This is a genomic window from Kribbella pittospori (assembly GCF_004331465.1).
Classification (GTDB): domain Bacteria; phylum Actinomycetota; class Actinomycetes; order Propionibacteriales; family Kribbellaceae; genus Kribbella; species Kribbella pittospori.
In genome coordinates, this window is the sequence record NZ_SJKB01000009.1 from 330,351 (window position 1) to 346,940 (window position 16,590).

Annotated in this window: 13 protein-coding genes; 11 read left to right on the forward strand and 2 right to left on the reverse strand. The window is 69.8% G+C overall.

Annotated elements, in window-relative coordinates; translation table 11 throughout:
- Positions 1 to 4 precede the first annotated feature (4 nt).
- On the reverse strand, positions 5 to 1,099 hold the full coding sequence (locus E0H73_RS28335; protein ID WP_131361616.1) for a serine hydrolase domain-containing protein: 1,095 nt from the start codon (positions 1,097 to 1,099) through the stop codon (positions 5 to 7).
- An 88-nt stretch (positions 1,100 to 1,187) separates the two neighbouring features.
- Between E0H73_RS28335 and E0H73_RS28340 the strand changes: the two genes are divergently transcribed.
- From E0H73_RS28340 to E0H73_RS28355, 4 genes are all read left to right on the forward strand, one after another.
- Positions 1,188 to 2,120 (forward strand): LysR family transcriptional regulator, encoded by a 933-nt coding sequence (locus E0H73_RS28340; RefSeq protein WP_131361617.1) that lies wholly within the window; start codon positions 1,188 to 1,190, stop codon positions 2,118 to 2,120.
- A gap of 95 nt (positions 2,121 to 2,215) precedes the next feature.
- A complete protein-coding gene (locus E0H73_RS28345) occupies positions 2,216 to 2,962 on the forward strand; it encodes an SDR family oxidoreductase (protein WP_131361618.1) in 747 nt (248 codons plus the stop codon).
- A 28-nt stretch (positions 2,963 to 2,990) separates the two neighbouring features.
- Positions 2,991 to 3,881, forward strand: coding sequence for an SDR family oxidoreductase (locus E0H73_RS28350; RefSeq protein ID WP_131361619.1), 891 nt, complete (start codon positions 2,991 to 2,993; stop codon positions 3,879 to 3,881).
- Positions 3,878 to 4,801, forward strand: a complete 924-nt coding sequence (locus tag E0H73_RS28355; protein WP_131361620.1) for an amidohydrolase family protein — start codon at positions 3,878 to 3,880, stop codon at positions 4,799 to 4,801. Before E0H73_RS28350 ends, E0H73_RS28355 begins: the two co-directional genes overlap by 4 nt.
- Here E0H73_RS28355 and E0H73_RS28360 read toward each other — a convergent pair.
- Positions 4,764 to 5,675: a TIGR03564 family F420-dependent LLM class oxidoreductase gene (locus E0H73_RS28360; protein ID WP_131361621.1), complete on the reverse strand. Its 912-nt coding sequence runs from the start codon at positions 5,673 to 5,675 to the stop codon at positions 4,764 to 4,766. The two genes, E0H73_RS28355 and E0H73_RS28360, sit on opposite strands and share 38 nt — an antisense overlap.
- Positions 5,676 to 5,763: 88 nt before the next feature.
- Between E0H73_RS28360 and E0H73_RS28365 the strand changes: the two genes are divergently transcribed.
- From E0H73_RS28365 to E0H73_RS28395, 7 genes are all read left to right on the forward strand, one after another.
- Positions 5,764 to 6,615: a LysR family transcriptional regulator gene (locus E0H73_RS28365; RefSeq protein ID WP_165555848.1), complete on the forward strand. Its 852-nt coding sequence runs from the start codon at positions 5,764 to 5,766 to the stop codon at positions 6,613 to 6,615.
- A 311-nt stretch (positions 6,616 to 6,926) separates the two neighbouring features.
- A complete protein-coding gene (locus tag E0H73_RS28370) occupies positions 6,927 to 9,257 on the forward strand; it encodes an MFS transporter (RefSeq protein WP_238164336.1) in 2,331 nt (776 codons plus the stop codon).
- A gap of 182 nt (positions 9,258 to 9,439) precedes the next feature.
- Positions 9,440 to 10,738 carry an SWIM zinc finger family protein gene (locus E0H73_RS28375; RefSeq protein WP_131361623.1) on the forward strand — a complete coding sequence of 433 codons (1,299 nt, stop codon included), beginning with the start codon at positions 9,440 to 9,442 and terminating at the stop codon, positions 10,736 to 10,738.
- Positions 10,735 to 12,138 (forward strand): DUF5691 domain-containing protein, encoded by a 1,404-nt coding sequence (locus E0H73_RS28380; RefSeq protein ID WP_131361624.1) that lies wholly within the window; start codon positions 10,735 to 10,737, stop codon positions 12,136 to 12,138. The genes E0H73_RS28375 and E0H73_RS28380 overlap by 4 nt, the downstream gene beginning before the upstream one ends.
- On the forward strand, positions 12,135 to 13,217 hold the full coding sequence (locus E0H73_RS28385; RefSeq protein ID WP_131361625.1) for an ATP-binding protein: 1,083 nt from the start codon (positions 12,135 to 12,137) through the stop codon (positions 13,215 to 13,217). Before E0H73_RS28380 ends, E0H73_RS28385 begins: the two co-directional genes overlap by 4 nt.
- On the forward strand, positions 13,214 to 15,394 hold the full coding sequence (locus E0H73_RS28390) for a DUF5682 family protein (RefSeq protein WP_131361626.1): 2,181 nt from the start codon (positions 13,214 to 13,216) through the stop codon (positions 15,392 to 15,394). The genes E0H73_RS28385 and E0H73_RS28390 overlap by 4 nt, the downstream gene beginning before the upstream one ends.
- A complete protein-coding gene (locus E0H73_RS28395) occupies positions 15,391 to 16,539 on the forward strand; it encodes a VWA domain-containing protein (RefSeq protein ID WP_131361627.1) in 1,149 nt (382 codons plus the stop codon). Before E0H73_RS28390 ends, E0H73_RS28395 begins: the two co-directional genes overlap by 4 nt.
- The last annotated feature ends 51 nt before the right edge of the window (positions 16,540 to 16,590 follow it).

Sequence of the window (16,590 nt, forward strand, 5' to 3'; positions counted from 1 at the left end):
GTTTTCAGCAGAGAGATTGCGCAACCAGGTTGCCGATCTCGATCGCCGACGCCGACTGCGCCGGGTCGAACAAGGTCCTGGTCAACGCGAACGCCACGCCTGAGCGCGTATCGGCCCAGGCGACGCTGCCACCCATGCCCGGCATCCCGAACGACGTCGGGCTCTCCTCCGCTGTCGATCCGAGCCGGCCGACCGGGTAGCCGAGCGCCCACGTCGCCGGATTCCCGAGCAGTTCGTCCTTCGCGACCAGGGCCGGACCGGTGATCTCCGCGATCGCTCCCGGCCGGACCAGCCGGACACCGTCGACCTTACCGATCAAAGCGGCGTACAGCTTGGCGATGCCGCGGGCGGTCAGGATGCCGCGAGCGGGCAGCTCGGCGGCGAGATACTCAGGGGTGTTGACGTGTGCCGCGCGGGGCATGACGGCCGGCGGCTCGACCTCGGCGAACATGTGGGCCAACTGTGCAAAGGTGTCCTCTGCGCCGGCCGGCTCGACCAGTTTGGCGACCCGGTGCCGCTGGTCTCGCGGTACGGCGAAGTACACCTCGTCGGCGATCCCGAGCGGCGCGGCGATCTCCCGCAGCACGTCGGAGATCGTGCGGCCGGTGGTGCGACGGACGATCTCGCCGACCAGGTAGCCGAAGGTCTCGGAGTGGTAGGCCGTCTTCGTGCCCGGCTCCCACCACGGCTCGGCCGCGGCGAGGTACGACGTGATCTTCGTCCAGTCGGCCAGGTCCGCGGATGTGGCGTCCGATGGCAGCGCGGGCAGGCCGATCGAGTGGGTCAGCACGTGCCGCAGGGTCGCCTTCTTCTTACCGTGCGCTGCGAACTCGGGCCAGACGTCCGCGATCGGAGCGTCGTACGCGAGGACGCCACGATCGACCAGCACATTCGCGACGGTGGCGGACGCGCCCTTGCCGGTGGAGGCGCTGAAGAACAGCGTGTCAGCGGTGACCGGGCGCCGAGCCTCGGGGTCGGCGACTCCCACGACGGCATCGACGACCAGTTCGCCGCTCTGGTACGCCGCCACCTGCAGTCCGATCTCGGTCTCGGCCAGCTCGTCGACCCGCAGCTGCACCTGCTCCTGAAGATTCGTCACGTTGCCATCCTTACCGCTCCGGAGTTCCGTCACTGGCAGGTCGGAGCGGGCCCGGCGTTCTTGACGTGCGGTGCGGCAGACTTCGGCTGTGGAGTTGCGGCAGCTGGAGTACTTCGTGGCAGTGGCGCACGAGCGCAGTTTCACGCTGGCCGCTCGGCGGTTGCATGTGGTGCAGAGCGCGGTCAGTGCCGCGATCGCCGCGCTGGAACGCGATCTCAGGGTCACGCTGTTCGAGCGGAGCGCCCAGCGGGTGGTCCTGACCGAGGCGGGTACGGCGTTCCTGCCGGAAGCGCTCGCGGTGATGGACGCGGTCCAGGGCGCGCGTGACGTCGTCGACGAGCTCGGTTCAGGTATGCGCGGATCCGTGCGGGTCGGTCTGCTGCCGGGTCTCGGGCTGATCGACCTGCCCGCGGCGGCGGGTGAGTTCCGCCGGCGGTACCCGAACGTCGAGCTCCAGTTGCGGGTCGACGCCGAAGGATCGGCCGGAGTGATCGTCGCGCTGCGCAACGGCGACATCGACGTGGGCTTCCTCGGCATCGCTGCCGGCAGCGTGCCGCGCGAGTTGACCGCCTGGGAACTGCTCCGCGTTCCGCAGGTGCTCGCGGTCCCGGTCGGCCATCGGCTCGCGCGCCGACGGTCGGTCACGCTCGCCGACCTCGCGGACGAGGCGTTCGTCGACTTCCCACCCGGGTTCGGGACGCGGACGATGATCGACCAGACCTTCGAGGCGGCCGGGATCGGGCGGCACGTGGTGGTCGAGGCACTCGGCATCGAGAACGGCGTCGAGTTCGTCCGGCACGGCGTCGGCCTCGGCATCCTGCCCGGGTACGCCGTCGCGGATCAGAAGGCGATCCGGGTCGTGGCGATCACCGGCGAATCGTTCCAGTGGTCGCTGTACATGGCCACGCTGAAGAAGCGGAAACCGACCGCCGCGCTGCGGGCCCTCCTCGGTCTGGTCAGCACCCATCTCCGGCATCCGTCCGGCACCGAACCAGGTGCCGACGTACATCAACAGAATTGATTCACCCATCGACTTGAGTCGTTGGACTTGATCCATCCTGCGGAGCACGATTTAGGTGTCAGCAAGACCAGGCACCGACATCGAGGAGCAGGACGATGACCGAGAACACCACCACCGAGCGGGTCGCCATCGTGACCGGCGGATCCAGTGGCATCGGCCGCGAGGCGGCGGCCCGGCTGGGCCGCGACGGCTACGCGGTGGTGATCGTGTACGGCGGCAACCAGGCGGCGGGGGAAGAGGCCGTCAAGGAGGTCGAGCAGGCCGGCGGCCGCGGGATCGCGGTGCAGGCCGACGTCGCGGACGAGACCGCGGTGGCCGCGCTGTTCGACCGGACCGAGCAGGAGTTCGGCGGGGTCGACGTGGTCGTGCACGCGGCCGGGATCATGCCGCTGTCGCCGCTGGCCGATCTCGACCTGGAGGTCTTCGACCGGGTCGTGCGGACCAACCTGCGCGGCACCATCGTGGTCGACCAGCAGGCCGTCCGGCGGGTACGCAACGGCGGCGCGATCGTGAACATCTCCAGCTCGCTGACCAAGCTGGCCCGGCCCGGCTACTCCGCCTACTCCGCCACCAAGGGCGGCGTCGAGGCCATCACCCTGATCCTGGCCCGCGAACTGCGCGGCCGTGACATCACCGTCAACACCGTCGCCCCCGGTCCGACCGCGACCCGGCTGTTCTTCGAGGGCAAGCCGCAGGAACTGATCGACCGGATCGCCGCCGAGCCGCCGCTGGAGCGCCTGGGCGAGCCGTCCGACATCGCCGAGATCATCGCCTTCCTGGCCGGTCCGGCCCGCTGGATCAACGGCCAGGTCATCTACGCCAACGGCGGCTCGGCCGCGTAAACCCGCTGATTTCGAAAGGAAGACCGTCATGAGCAAGACAGTCCTGATCAGTGGAGCGTCGAGCGGCTTCGGTGCCCTCACCGCCCGCGCCCTCGCCGACGCCGGCCACCTCGTGTACGCCGGAATGCGCGACCTCAACGGCCGGAACACGGCCGCCGCCTCCGACGCCAAGCAGTACGCGGCCGAGCACAACGTCGACCTCCGACCCGTCGAGCTGGACATCAGCTCGGACGAGTCGAGCCGCCAGGCCGTCGACACGGTGGTCAGTGAGACCGGTCGACTCGACGTACTCGTGCACAACGCCGGCCACATGGTCACCGGCCCGGCCGAAGCGTTCACGCCGGAGCAGTTGGCCGACCTGTACGACACCAACGTGGTGGGCACGCAGCGACTCAATCGCGCCGCACTCCCGCAGATGCGTGGACAGCAGGACGGGCTGATGGTGTGGGTCGGCAGCTCGAGCACCCGCGGCGGGACTCCGCCGTACCTGGCTCCGTACTTCGCGGCGAAGGCGGCGATGGACGCGCTGGCGCAGAGCTACGCGCTGGAGGTCGCCCGCTTCGGGATCGAGACGACAATCCTCGTACCCGGCGCTTTCACCCACGGCACCAACCACTTCGCCCACAGCGGCAAGCCGGCCGACACGGACATCGTGTCTGCGTACGAGACGAAGTACGCCGGTCTGATGGAGCAGGTCAGCCAGAAGCTCGCCGAGCTCGAGCCGTCCTGGGCCGATGTCGCCGAGGTCGCCAAGGAGATCGTCACCGTGGTCGGCACCGAGAAGGGCCGGCGGCCGTTCCGGGTGCACATCGACCCGTCCGACGACGGTGCCGCAGTGGTGAACGGGGTGGCTGACCGGGTCCGCGCCGAACTGCTCCGGCGGATCGGCCTGGACGACCTCCTCCACCCGGCGGCATGACCGGATTAGTTGACCTCCACTCGCACTTCCTGCTGCCGGAGTACGTGGCAGCGGCGGAACGCGCCGGGCATCTTCGTCCAGACGGGATGCCCGGCTGGCCGGAGTGGAGCGTCCGCAAGCAGCTCGATCTGATGGACCGGAACGAGATCGCGACCGCCCTGCTGTCCGTGTCGTCGCCGGGGGTGCACTTCGGCGACGACTTCCGGGCGCAGGTGCTGGCCCGGCGGATGAACGAGGCCGCGGCCGAGCTGGGCCGGGACCATCCGGGACGGTTCGGCTCCTTCGCCAGCCTGCCGCTGCCGGATGTCGAGGGCGCCCTGGTCGAGCTCGATTACGTGTACGACGTCCTGCACGCGGATGGCGTCGTACTGATGAGCAACGCGGGCGGTCAGTACCCGGGTGAGCCGTCCTGGGAGCCGTTGTGGCATGCGCTGAACGACAGGTCGGCGGTGGTGTTGCTGCACCCGACCTCGCCGCCGCAGTGGCGACAGGTCGCCCTGGACCGGCCGCGGCCGATGATCGAGTTCGGCTTCGACAGCGCGCGGGCGGTCACCGACCTCGCACTGACCGGGGTGTTCGCCCGCTACCCCGACATCCGCTTCATCGTCTCGCCCGACGGTGCTCTCCCGATGATCGCCGACCGCCTGGATCTCTTCCAGTCAACGTTCACACCCCCGTCCGGCGGTCTGCCCAGCGTTGCCTCCCAACTGCAGACTCTCTGGTACGACGCCGCCGGCGCATCCGCATCCGACAGCGCCGATCGTCTCGTGTTCGGTAGTGGCTACTGCTTCACTCCGCCGGACGCGGTCTCCCGCCACCTCGCCAGGCTCGACGTCGCCGTACCCGGCTGGCGGGAGCACGCGAAGGCCAATGCGTCCGAACTCATTTCAATCCGCTCGCATAGTCGTGCGCGAACCTGATCGTCCGCTCCCGCTCCTCAGCGGTGCCGACCGGGCAGAGCAGGAACTCGGTCGCTCCGGCGTCCGCGAACCGCTCGATCTCCTTCGCGACGGCCGACTCGTCACCCAGTACGGCGGTGTCCTCCGGCCCCGCCTTGCCGCCGCGATCCAGAACTGCTCTGTACGAGGGCATGTCGCCTGCCGGACCGTAGTGGGCCCGGATCCACTCGCGGGTCGCATCCGGATCGTCGGTGACCGCGACGCACGCGCCGGCGATGATCTGTGGTTGCGGGCGACCGGCAGCCGACGCGGCCTGATCGATCGTCGGCCGGATGAAGCTCTCGATCACCTCCGGTCCGACCCAGCTGGTCGTCGTACCGGCCGTCAACTCGCCTGCGATCTTCAGCATCCGCGGACCTAGCGCGGCGAGAATGAGTTCCGGTGCCTCGGTTCCGAGGATCTCGATGTGTCCGCGGGCGGTGAGCTTCTCGCCTTCGTAGGCGACCGGCTCGCCGGTCAGCAGTGGACCGAGGGCTTCGACGTACTCGCGCATGAAGCGGGCCGGCTGTTCCATCGACAGCCCGAACATGCCCTCGATGATCTGCGGGTGACTCGACCCGATCCCGAGCGTCAGCCGGTTGCCGATCACCGCCTGCACGCTGAGCGCTTGCGCGGCCAGCGCGAGCGGGTGCCGCGGGTACACCGGCACGATGCCGACCGCGAACTGGATGGTCGAGGTGTACGGCGCCGCGCCCGCGATCAGCGTGAGTGCGTCCCACCCGAGCCGTTGGCTGAACCAGATCCGGTCGATGCCGTGCTCCTCGGCGGCCTTCGCGGCCGCGCCCACCTGGTCGATGCGCAGGTTCTCTTCGTCGATCCACAGTCCGAGTCTCATGTCCATCAGTCAACGAGTCCGGGGACCGGTGACCAAGACCCGATTACGCTGGGCAGCGATAACGACTCGTGATCGCTGGAGGCCCCCGATGGAGCTACGGCAGCTGCGGTACTTCGTCACGGTCGCCGAGGAACTTCACTTCGGCAAGGCCGCCGAGCGGCTCAACATCGTCCAGCCCGCGGTCAGCCAGCAGGTGGCCCGGCTGGAACGTGAGCTCGGCCTGAAACTGCTCGACCGGTCCTCCCGCCACGTCCGGCTGACCGGTGACGGCGAGCGGATGCTGCGCGAGGCACGGACGATCCTCGCGGCCGCCGACCGCGCCACCGAAGTCGCTGCGGAGCTGGTTTCCGGACAGAGCGGCGTACTGCGGATCGGGACCGCGCAGGGACTGCGAGATCGGCTCGAGCGTGGGCTGGCCGTACTGCGGTCGGACAGTCCGGGCATCGAGATCAAGCTCAGCTCCGGCTCGGCCGCGGATCACCTCGAGGCGCTGCGCGCGGGTGAGCTCGACGTTGCGTTCGTCCGAGGCGACGTGGCTGCGGCCGATCTCCAGGTGGTCGAGCTCTGGCGCGATCCGCTGTCCGTCCTGGTGCCATCGACGTACCGGGCTGACGACGGCGTGAAGCTCGTCGATCTGGCGGGTCTGCCGTTGCGGTTGCCGCCCGATCCGTGGCTGCTCGAGCACGTGGTCGGCGCCTGCCGGGAGGCCGGATTCGAACCGATGGTGGGTCGTCCGGTGGACAACCTGGAGGACACGGTCGTCGAGATGTCGACCGGTGCGCCGGCCTGGACCGTGGTGTACGGAACGTCGTGTGAACCAGCCGAGGGCGCCTTGTGGATGGGGCCGTTCGCGCCGGCGCTGTCCGCGCCGGGCAATCTCGTGGTCGCGGCGGGCGAGGCGCAGGTCTGTCTCGACGTACTGGTACGGGCCTTCGGCTGAGAACCCCGGCGGGCCCTGACAGCACCGCCGGGGTGGCTGTTGATCTCTCAACAGCCCGGATCGTATGCGGAAAACCCTCTCCCGAGGAGAGGTTGTCTCAGGAAAAGACGCGGGCGGATGGTGGCGCCCGGTGATCGGTCGCTGACGGAGCGGGCTTATCGTTGGTTCTTGCAACCATAACCAGGCCTGGGTGAGGACCCGGTGTCCGGGCGTGCGCAGGTACGCCGGGACACGTGCCGGCCGTTTCCGCCCCGGAGCAGTGCTGACCGCTGCCCCGGCCCCGAAGCGACCCCGCGTACGAACGGAACCCGATGTCTGCCACCCGGACCGAGGCCATCGACTCGGCGACGGCCCATCCCGCCGCCCCCGAGCAACCTCCCGCCCGCTACCGCTCGATGTACGCCGAGGACCGCCCGGCGCCGCCCGCCGTCAGCTCGGATCCGGCGCTGACGCACCGCGAGATCCTGGAGATCCTGGCCGGTCTGCTCGCGGCGCTGTTCACCGCGGTGCTCAGCTCGACCATCGTCAGCAACGCCCTGCCGACGATCATCGCCGACCTGCACGGCACCCAGACGCAGTACACCTGGGTCGTCACCGCCAGCCTGCTCGCGATGACCGTGTCGACGCCGGTCTGGGGCAAGCTGTCCGACCTGATGAGCAAGAAGCTGCTCGTCCAGCTTGCGATCATCATGTTCGTGGTCGGCTCCGCGCTGGCCGGCGCGGCGCACAACGTCCCGTTCCTGATCGGTGCCCGGGTCCTGCAGGGCCTGGCGATGGGCGGCCTGATGGCGCTCGCGCAGGCGATCGTCGGTGCCGCGATCCCGCCCCGCAGTCGTGGCCGGTACTCCGGCTACATGGGTGCGGTGATGGCGGTCGCCACCGTGTCCGGCCCGCTGGTCGGTGGTGTCATCGTCGACACCTCGTGGCTCGGCTGGCGCTGGTGCTTCTACGTCTGTGTGCCGCTCGCCGTACTTTCGCTGATCGTGCTGCAGCGGTACCTGCACCTGCCACTCGTCAAGCGCAAGGTGAAGCTCGACTACTTCGGCGCCTTCCTGATCGCGGGCGCGGCGAGCCTGCCGCTGATCTGGGTGTCGTTCGCCGGCGAGCACTTCCCGTGGTGGTCCTGGCAGACCGGCGCCTACCTGGGCGGTACGGCGCTGCTGGCCATCCTGGCCGTGATCGTCGAGACCCATGCGCGCGAGCCGCTCGTCCCGGTACAGGTGGTCCGCGAACGCACCACCGCGCTGGCGATCCTGGCCAGCCTTGCGGTCGGCATCGCGATGTTCGGCAGCGCGGTCTTCCTCGGGCAGTACTTCCAGGTCGCCCGCGGCTACAGCCCCACCGAGGCCGGGTTGCTGACGATCCCGATGATGTTCGGCTCGTTCCTCGGGTCGGTCGGGTCCGGGCAGTTGATCACCCGGTTCGGCAAGTGGAAGCGGTACCTCGTGCTCGGTGGGCTGTTCCTCACCGCGGGGCTCGCGGTGCTGGGGACCATCGACCACACGTCGCCGTACTGGTACGTCGGCTGCGGCATGCTGTCGATGGGCATCGGCATGGGCATGATGATGCAGAACCTGGTGCTCGCCGTACAGAACACCGTCGACGTCAGCCAGGTCGGTGCGTCGAGCGCCACGGTCACGTTCTTCCGCAGCCTCGGTGGTGCTGTCGGTGTCTCCGTGCTCGGTGCGGTGCTGGCGACCCGGGTCACCGAGCTGATCGCCGAGAACCTGCGCGCCCTCGGGCCTGAGGCGGCCGCGGCGGCGCAGAGCGGGGGTGGCGGGAGTGTGCTCGACGTCAACTCGTTGCCGGCGCCGGTCGCCGAGATCGTGCGGCACGCGTACGGCGATGCGACCGGGCGGATCTTTGTGATCGCGGCGTGCTCGGCGGTGGTCAGCCTGCTCGCCGTACTGTTCATCCGCGAGGTGCCGCTGCGGCGGACGGTCGGGATGACCTCTTCGGAGGAGGAGCAGCCTGCCGGCCACGCTCCTGAGGTGCCGGATGATCCGGCGGAGCGGGCGGCTGTGGTGGCGCTGGACGTGATCACCTCGGCCGAGCGGACCGCCCGGGAGCGGGAACGCGAGGCCAACGAGCGGGTCCAGGCCGCTTCCACGGTGATCCGTCAGATGCGCACCGACGTTGCCGACCTCTTCACCCGGGTCGACCAGCAGATCGCTGCCCTGGAGTCCGCCCTTCCCGATGGGGTTCCCCAACCGGCTGCCGCCATCCTGGACTCTCAGCGGCCCGCCGGCGAGTTGGTCGACGAACTGCGGCGCTACGAACTCAGCGTCCTCAGCGCGAGCCAGCGCACCGCGGATCACCTCCGCGAAACCGCCAAGACCGAGGCCGACCACGTCCGCGAGGCCGCGAAGTCCGAAGCGGACCAGGTCCTGGCCGAGGCCCGCGCGGAGGAGCAGGAGGTCCGGGCCCGGATCGCCGAGCTGGAGGCGGTCGAGCAACGTCTCCTCGGCACCATCCGCGACGGGCTCTCCAACACCCCACCACCCCCGCCAACCCCCGGTCCCACCACCCCAGCTGCCCCGCCTGCACCGCGCCCGACCACTCCAGCTGCTCCGCCTGCGCCGCGCCCGACCGGGAACGGCTATCCGAGCGCTGAGGTGCAGGAGCGCCAGGCCTTCGGGTAGGAGGTCGGCGCGGACAGCTCGACAGGAGGTGTGGGGGTCTCAGCGCTGTTCCCAGGCGTGGCCGAGGTGGCTCGGTGCGGAACTGAGCTGGACACCTCCTGTCCGTATGCCCCACCGGCCCGGGGTGATGTCGGGGCTGGGTGGCATGCTTCCGAGGGAGAGCGTCGGGAGCGAGGAGTGCCGTGGGGCCGTGGGACGTGGAGCAGGTGCTGGGACTGGCGCCTGATTCTGCGTCCGCGAAGGCTGGACAGTCGCAGGCCCGGCCGGAGAAGTGGTCCGGGACCGGGGCGTCCGATCGGGCGGTGTGGGGACTGTGCCAGGGGAGCGGCAAGGCGCCGTACCAGACCACGGTTGATCCGACTGGGCCGGCGTACAAGTGCTCGTGTCCGAGCCGCAAGTTTCCGTGCAAGCATGCGCTCGGGTTGCTGTTGCTGTGGGCGGCCGGCGAGGTCCAGGGCGGTGAGGAGCCGGAGTGGGTGAGCTCGTGGGTGGATCAGCGAGCGGCCCGGGCCGAGCGGCCGGAGCGCAAGCCGGGTGAGGTCGCCGATCCTCTGGCCGCGCAACAGCGTGCCTCGAGACGCGCCGACCGGGTGTCGGCCGGCATGGCCGAGCTGTCGAGTTGGTTGGACGACCAGGTCCGGCAGGGACTGGGTGGGTTCGACCAGCGTGCGTACACCGAGCTGAGCCGACTCGCGGCGCGCATGGTGGACGCGCAAGCGCCAGGAGTCGCAGGAGCGGTACGTCGTGCCGCCGGCGTCGTCGGCCGTGGTCACGGCTGGCCGGGTGAGCTGCTCGAGGAGCTGTCCCTCATCCATCTGATCGTCTCGGCACACGGCCGCCTCGCCGACCTCCCGCCGTCGCTGGCCGACACCGTGCAGTCGCGGATCGGCTGGACTGTCGAGACGGCCCGCGTGCTGGTCGAAGGGGAGAAGGTCGAGGACGACTGGCTCGCCCTCGGTCGCGTGATCGAGCCCGACGAGCGCCTCACGGTCCGGCGTGTCTGGTTGCGTGGGGCAACAACCGGACGACTCGGCCTGATCCTCACCTTCGCCGCCGCCGGACGCCCGCTCGATCCGCTCCCGGCCCGACCGGGCGAGTACGTCCCCGGAGCACTGTCCTTCTACCCCGGCGCTCTCCCGATGCGTGCCCTGCTCACCCAGACCGCACCGCGCCTGCCCGCACCGAAACCAACCGGACTCACCGCCCGTCAGGCCTTGGCGTCGTACGTCGAATCCGTCGCCGCCGACCCCTGGAACGAGCGCTGGCCGTTGGTCCTGCAGGACGTGCGTCCGGCCCAGTACGGCGAGGGATGGGCGCTGGTGGACGACTCCGGGGATGGGCTGGAGATCCTGCCTGGCGTGGATCCGTGGAAGCTGCTGGCGGTGTCGGCAGGCGATCCGGTCACCGTCGCCGGCGAGTGGAACCGTGCAGGCTTTCGGCCGATGACCTGCTGGCATCGCGATCGGCCGGTGATCCTGTGAAGGGCTGGGACGGGCTGGTCAGCTCGGCGTTGCTGGGTACAGGCCGACGGCCGGTGCACTTCGAGGAGTTGCCGGAGCACATCCAGGAACGGCTGGGCGATGGTGGTCTGCTCGACGCGGCCGCGCTCGCGACCGTCTACAAGCGAGCCGGACGCAAGCCGCTGCAGGAGCTCGAACCGTTGCCGGTGGCATCAGGTGAGGACCGGCCGTTGCCCAGACCGGTCGCGATCCGGCGGCTGGCCGCGATGCTTGGTGGATTCCAGACGACGGCGCTCGGAGAGTGGCTGCGTACCGCCGACGCACGCGGTTGGGGCGTGCCGCCGGAACACCTTCCGGCGTTGGCCGACTATGCCCGCAACAGAGCGGAGTACCGGCCGCTCGTGATCGCCGCTGCCGGTCGGCGGGCCGCGTGGTTGGCCGATCTGAATCCGGAGTGGCGCTTCCTCCACGCAGCGGTTGTCGAGAGCAACGATCCTGAGCTGTGGACGCATGGCAACGCGATCCAGCGCCGGAGCTGGTTGCGCGGTCTGCGGCAGCATGATCCGGACGCGGCCCGGGAGGCGCTGAGCGAGGTCTGGCCGACTGAGTCTGCCGCGACTCGTGCGGACTTCCTCGGTCTGCTCACGGATGGATTGTCCAAGCACGACGAAGACTTCCTCGAGGCCGCGCTCGACGACCGGTCCAAGGAAGTACGCCGGGGCGCGGCCCGACTGCTCGCGCGCGTCCCGGGTTCTCGGTTTGGCGAACGGATGGCCGAGCGGATGTGGTCGCATCTGACAGTCAGCCAGGGGGTGATCGCGGTTGACCTGCCGCGGCGGCTGAGTGCGTCGATGGAGCGCGACGGGATCACCTCGGAGAACCCCGAGGGAATCGGCAAGCGCGCGTGGTGGTTCCTGCAGATCGTTGCCAACACGCCCTTGTCCGTGATGGATCTCAGCTGGTTGCAGACACCGGTGGAGGGCTGTTCGCCCGACGTACTGCAGGCAGCTTGGACGGAAGCCACGATCCGGGAGGGTTCGGCGGACTGGGCTCGGAGTTTGCTGCGGTCCGAGGCATCGACCGGCAGCCGGAGCCCGGCGGAGCTGCTGCGGTTGCTGCCTCCGGACGAGTGGGCGCGGGCCGTGGAGGCGCTCCGAACCACCGTGGATGTCGCCGAGTTGGTGGGTGGACTGCCGGTGCCGTGGCCGTCGTCGCTCGCGACCATGATCCTGGACCAACTGGCCAAGGTGGGCACCGCCCGTGCCTGGGCCCGGCTGGCGAGCATCACGGCCCGCGCCGCGCCGGCCGACGTACTGGATCATCCGATCACCCGGGAGCCGACCGGCGAGGAAGACACCTGGCGCCGGCGGCTGGTGGAGACCCTGATCTTCCGACGTGAGATGTACGAGGAGCTGTCATGACCACTGAAGTACTGCGGCCGCACGCGGAAGAGGAGTACGCCGACGAGCTCGCCGCACTGGCAGCGGCGGACGATCGCGCCCGCCCGCCGGCCTGGCGGCTGTCGCCCTCGGCGGTGGTGACCTACCTGCTCGGTGGACGGGCCGGTGACACGGAGATCTCACCGAAGTACGTCGGTCCGCGCCGGCTGATCGAGGTCGCGGTGGCGACGCTCGCGACGGACCGCGCGCTGTTGCTGCTCGGCGTACCGGGGACGGCGAAGACGTGGGTCAGCGAGCACCTCGCCGCGGCGATCAGCGGTGACTCGACCCTGCTCGTGCAGGGGACTGCGGGTACGGCGGAGGAGTCGATCCGCTACGGCTGGAACTACGCGCAGTTGATTGCCCAGGGCCCCAGTGAGGCGGCGCTGGTGCCGAGTCCGGTGCAGCGGGCGATGACCGAGGCGAAGATCGCCCGGATCGAGGAGCTGACCCGGATGCCGTCCGACGTCCAGGACGCGCTGATCACGATCCTGTCCGAGAAGACGCTGCCGGTGTCCGAGCTGGCCACGGAAGTCCAGGCCCGCAAGGGTTTCAACGTGATCGCCACCGCCAACGATCGCGACAAGGGCGTCAATGAACTGTCCAGCGCGCTGCGGCGCCGGTTCAACACCGTCGTACTCCCGCTCCCCGACTCCGCCGAGGATGAGGTGGAGATCGTCTCCCGCCGGGTCGCGCAGCTCGGGTCGGCGCTGGAGTTGCCGCAGCCGGACGACGCGCTTGACGAGATCCGCCGAGTGGTGACGATCTTCCGCGAGCTGCGATCGGGCCGGACCGAGGACGGCCGGACCGCGGTCAAGTCCCCGTCGGCCACGCTGTCCACCGCGGAGGCGATCAGCGTCGTCACCGGTGGTCTCGCGCTCGCCGCGCACTTCGGGGACGGCGTACTGCGTCCGACCGACGTGGCCGGCGGAATCCTCGGAGCCGTCATCAAGGATCCGTCGGCGGACCGCGTGGTTTGGTCGGAGTACCTGGAGACCGTCGTCCGCGAACGGGACGACTGGGCACCGTTCTACCGAGCCTGCCGAGAGCTCAACGGATGACTGTTCACCTGCTGGGGATTCGGCATCACGGGCCGGGGTCGGCGCGGGCGGTGGCGACCGCGCTCGGCGAGATCCAGCCGGATGTGGTGCTGATCGAGGGACCGCCGGAGGCCGACAAGGTAGTGGAGCTGGCCGCGTCGGACGAGATGGAGCCACCGGTCGCGCTGCTGGCCTACGCGGTCGACGACTCGACCCGGGCGGCGTTCTGGCCGTTCGCCGTGTTCAGTCCCGAGTGGCAGGCGATCAAGTACGCGCTGGATGCCGGTGTTCCGGTGCGGTTCTGCGACCTGCCCGCCGCGCAGCAGTTCGCGTCGTCCGGTGGTGACGGGCGGCGGGCGATGTCGATCGATCCGCTGGCCACGTTGGCGAACGCGGGTGGTTACGACGATCCCGAGCGCTGGTGGGACGACGTGATCGAGTCGCGGCGTGAGGGGGCCGAGCCGTTCACGGTGATCGCCGACGCGATGCGTGAGTTGCGGCACGGCGAGGAGGCGACCGGTCGGGAGGCGCAGCGCGAGGCGTACATGCGGACCGTGCTGCGCAAGGCTTTGCGTGAGGGGTACGAGCGGATCGCGGTGATCTGCGGCGCCTGGCACGTGCCGGCGCTCGAGATTCCGTTGCCTCCCGCAACACACGATCAGCGGATCCTGAAGGGCCTGCCGAAGCGGAAGGTTGCGTGCACCTGGGTGCCGTGGACGCACGGGCGGCTGGCGGCGGCGAGCGGGTACGGCGCCGGCATCACGTCACCCGGTTGGTACCACCACCTGTTCACCGCGCCGGACCAGATCACCACCCGCTGGCTGTCGAAGGTCGCTCGCGTACTGCGGGCCGAGGACCTCCCCGTCTCCAGCGCCCACGTGATCGAGGCAGTCCGGCTCGCCGACACTCTGGCGGCCTTGCGCGGACGTCCGCTGGCCGGGTTGAGCGAGGTCACCGAGGCGACGCGGGCAGTGCTGTGCGGCGGGAACGACGTACTGCTTGATCTGGTCACCCGGGAAGCGGTGGTCGGTGAGCTGCTGGGGTCGGTGCCGGTGGAGACGCCGCAGGCGCCGGTGGCGGCGGACCTTGCGGCGCAGGCGCGGCGGCTGCGGATGAAGCGGGACGCGACCGAGCGCGTGATCGAGCTCGATCTGCGGAAGCCGAACGACCTCGACAAGTCGCGATTGCTGCACCGGTTGCGGATTCTCGGGGTGCACTGGGGTGTTCCGGCGACCGATGAGCGCCGCGCGCAGGGCACGTTCCGCGAGATGTGGCGGATGACCTGGGATCCAGGCCTTGAGGTCGAGCTGGTCGCTGCGGGCGCGCACGGTACGACGGTGATCGGTGCCGCGACCACCGTGATGCTGCGCGTTGCGGGCGACGCATCGACGTTGGCCGATGTCACCGCGGCTCTGGAGAAGTCTCTGCTGGCCGACCTCGAGGACGCTCTCCCGGAGTTGCTACGCGGCGTCGACACTCGTGCGGCGGCCGATGCCGATGTCGGTCACCTGATGGCCGCGCTGCCCGCGCTGGCGCGCTCTTCGCGGTACGGCGACGTACGCGGGACTGACACAGCCGGGTTGGGTGCTGTTGCGGGGCGGATGGTGTCGCGGATCTGTGCCGGGCTCGGGCGGACCGTTCATGGTCTTGATCCCGATGCGGCTGCGGCCGTGCAGGAGTTGATCGACGGTGTGCAGGATGCGACCGCCTTGCTGGCCGAGGATGTGCGGTCGGAGTGGCTGAACACCTTGGAGGGTTTGAGCGATCGGACCTCGGTGCCGCCGCTGATCCGCGGGCGGCTGACCCGGTTGATGCTGGACACGTCGCGGCTGCCGGATCACGAGGTCGCGTTGCGGCTGGGGCGTTCGCTGTCCCCGGGTACGCCGACCGCCGATGCGGCCGGGTATGTCGAGGGATTCCTCGCGGGTGGCGGTCTGCTGCTGGTGCACGACGAACGGCTGCTGGCGTTGGTGGATGCGTGGTTGGGTGCGATCCCGGACGACGCGTTCGTCGAGGTGCTGCCGCTGCTCCGCCGTACCTTCGGCACCTTCGCGTCGCCAGAACGGCGGTCGATCGGGACGCGGGCGCGCGCCCTCGCCGACCCGGCCGCGCTGGTTGTTGCTGACGACAACGACCTGGACACCGAGCTGGCGGCGTCCGTGCTGCCCGTCGTCGCGCAGTTGCTGGGGGTCTCATGAACGACGAGAGGATGCGCCGCTGGCGGCTCGTGCTGGGCAGCGACGCCGAGCCGGAGACGGGTACGACGCTGTCCACGCAGGACCGGTCGGTCGACGCGGCGCTCGCCGCGCTGTACGACGCGGAGCCGGGAGAGCAGGGGCCGGGGCGGTCGGCCGGGCTCGGTTCGTCGGCGCCGCGGGTGGCGCGGTGGCTGGGGGATATTCGGCAGTACTTCCCGAGCACCGTCGTACAGGTGATGCAGCGGGACGCGGTCGAGCGGCTCGGCATCACGCGGATGCTGATGGAGCCCGAGCTGCTCGGCGCCGTCGAGCCGGACGTGCACCTGGTCAGCACGTTGCTCGCGCTCAACGAGGTGATGCCGGAGGAGACCAAGCAGACCGCGCGTGAGGTGGTCGGGCGGGTCGTCGCCGAGTTGGAGGCGCGGCTGGCCGAGCGGACCCGGGCCGCGGTCACCGGCGCCTTGGATCGGGCTGGGCGGACCGGTCGGCCGCGGCACTCGGACATCGACTGGGACCGGACCATCCGCGCGAACCTCAAGCACTTCTCGCCGGCGCTCGGCACGATCGTGCCTGACCGGCTGGTCGGGTACGCGCGACGCAACCACAGTGTCCAGCGCGACATCGTGCTGGCGATCGACCAGTCGGGGTCGATGGCGGAGTCTGTGGTGTACGCGTCGCTGTTCGGCGCGGTGCTCGGGTCGATCCGCACGCTCCGGACGTCGCTGGTTGTCTTCGATACCGCGGTCGTCGACCTGACCGATCAGTTGGAGGACCCGGTCGACGTACTGTTCGGGACTCAGCTCGGCGGCGGGACGGACATCAATCGCGCGCTCGCGTATTGCGAGGAGTTGGTCACCAAGCCGGCCGAGACCGTGCTGGTGCTGATCTCGGACCTGTACGAAGGCGGCGTCCGCGAGGAGATGCTCCGTCGCGCCCGCACTCTGACCGAGTCCGGCGTACAGGTGATCGCCCTGCTGGCGTTGGCCGACTCGGGTACGCCGTCGTACGACCCGGAGAACGCGGCCGCGCTGACCGCGCTCGGCATCCCGACGTTCGCCTGCACCCCGGACCGCTTCCCCGATCTGATGGCCGCTGCCATCCGCCACGAAGACATCACCACGTGGGCCGCCACCAACCTGTCCTGAAAGGAATCGACTCCCTGGTCACCGCCGAGGAAGGCATCCTCACGTAATCCG

Coding starts and splice junctions, on each gene's coding strand:
- E0H73_RS28345 (WP_131361618.1), top strand. CDS start 2,216: ATGACCGAGAACACCACCACCGAGCGGGTCGCCATCGTGACCGGCGGA.
- E0H73_RS28350 (WP_131361619.1), top strand. CDS start 2,991: ATGAGCAAGACAGTCCTGATCAGTGGAGCGTCGAGCGGCTTCGGTGCC.
- E0H73_RS28355 (WP_131361620.1), top strand. CDS start 3,878: ATGACCGGATTAGTTGACCTCCACTCGCACTTCCTGCTGCCGGAGTAC.
- E0H73_RS28360 (WP_131361621.1), bottom strand. CDS start 5,675: ATGAGACTCGGACTGTGGATCGACGAAGAGAACCTGCGCATCGACCAG.
- E0H73_RS28365 (WP_165555848.1), top strand. CDS start 5,764: ATGGAGCTACGGCAGCTGCGGTACTTCGTCACGGTCGCCGAGGAACTT.
- E0H73_RS28370 (WP_238164336.1), top strand. CDS start 6,927: ATGTCTGCCACCCGGACCGAGGCCATCGACTCGGCGACGGCCCATCCC.
- E0H73_RS28385 (WP_131361625.1), top strand. CDS start 12,135: ATGACCACTGAAGTACTGCGGCCGCACGCGGAAGAGGAGTACGCCGAC.
- E0H73_RS28390 (WP_131361626.1), top strand. CDS start 13,214: ATGACTGTTCACCTGCTGGGGATTCGGCATCACGGGCCGGGGTCGGCG.
- E0H73_RS28395 (WP_131361627.1), top strand. CDS start 15,391: ATGAACGACGAGAGGATGCGCCGCTGGCGGCTCGTGCTGGGCAGCGAC.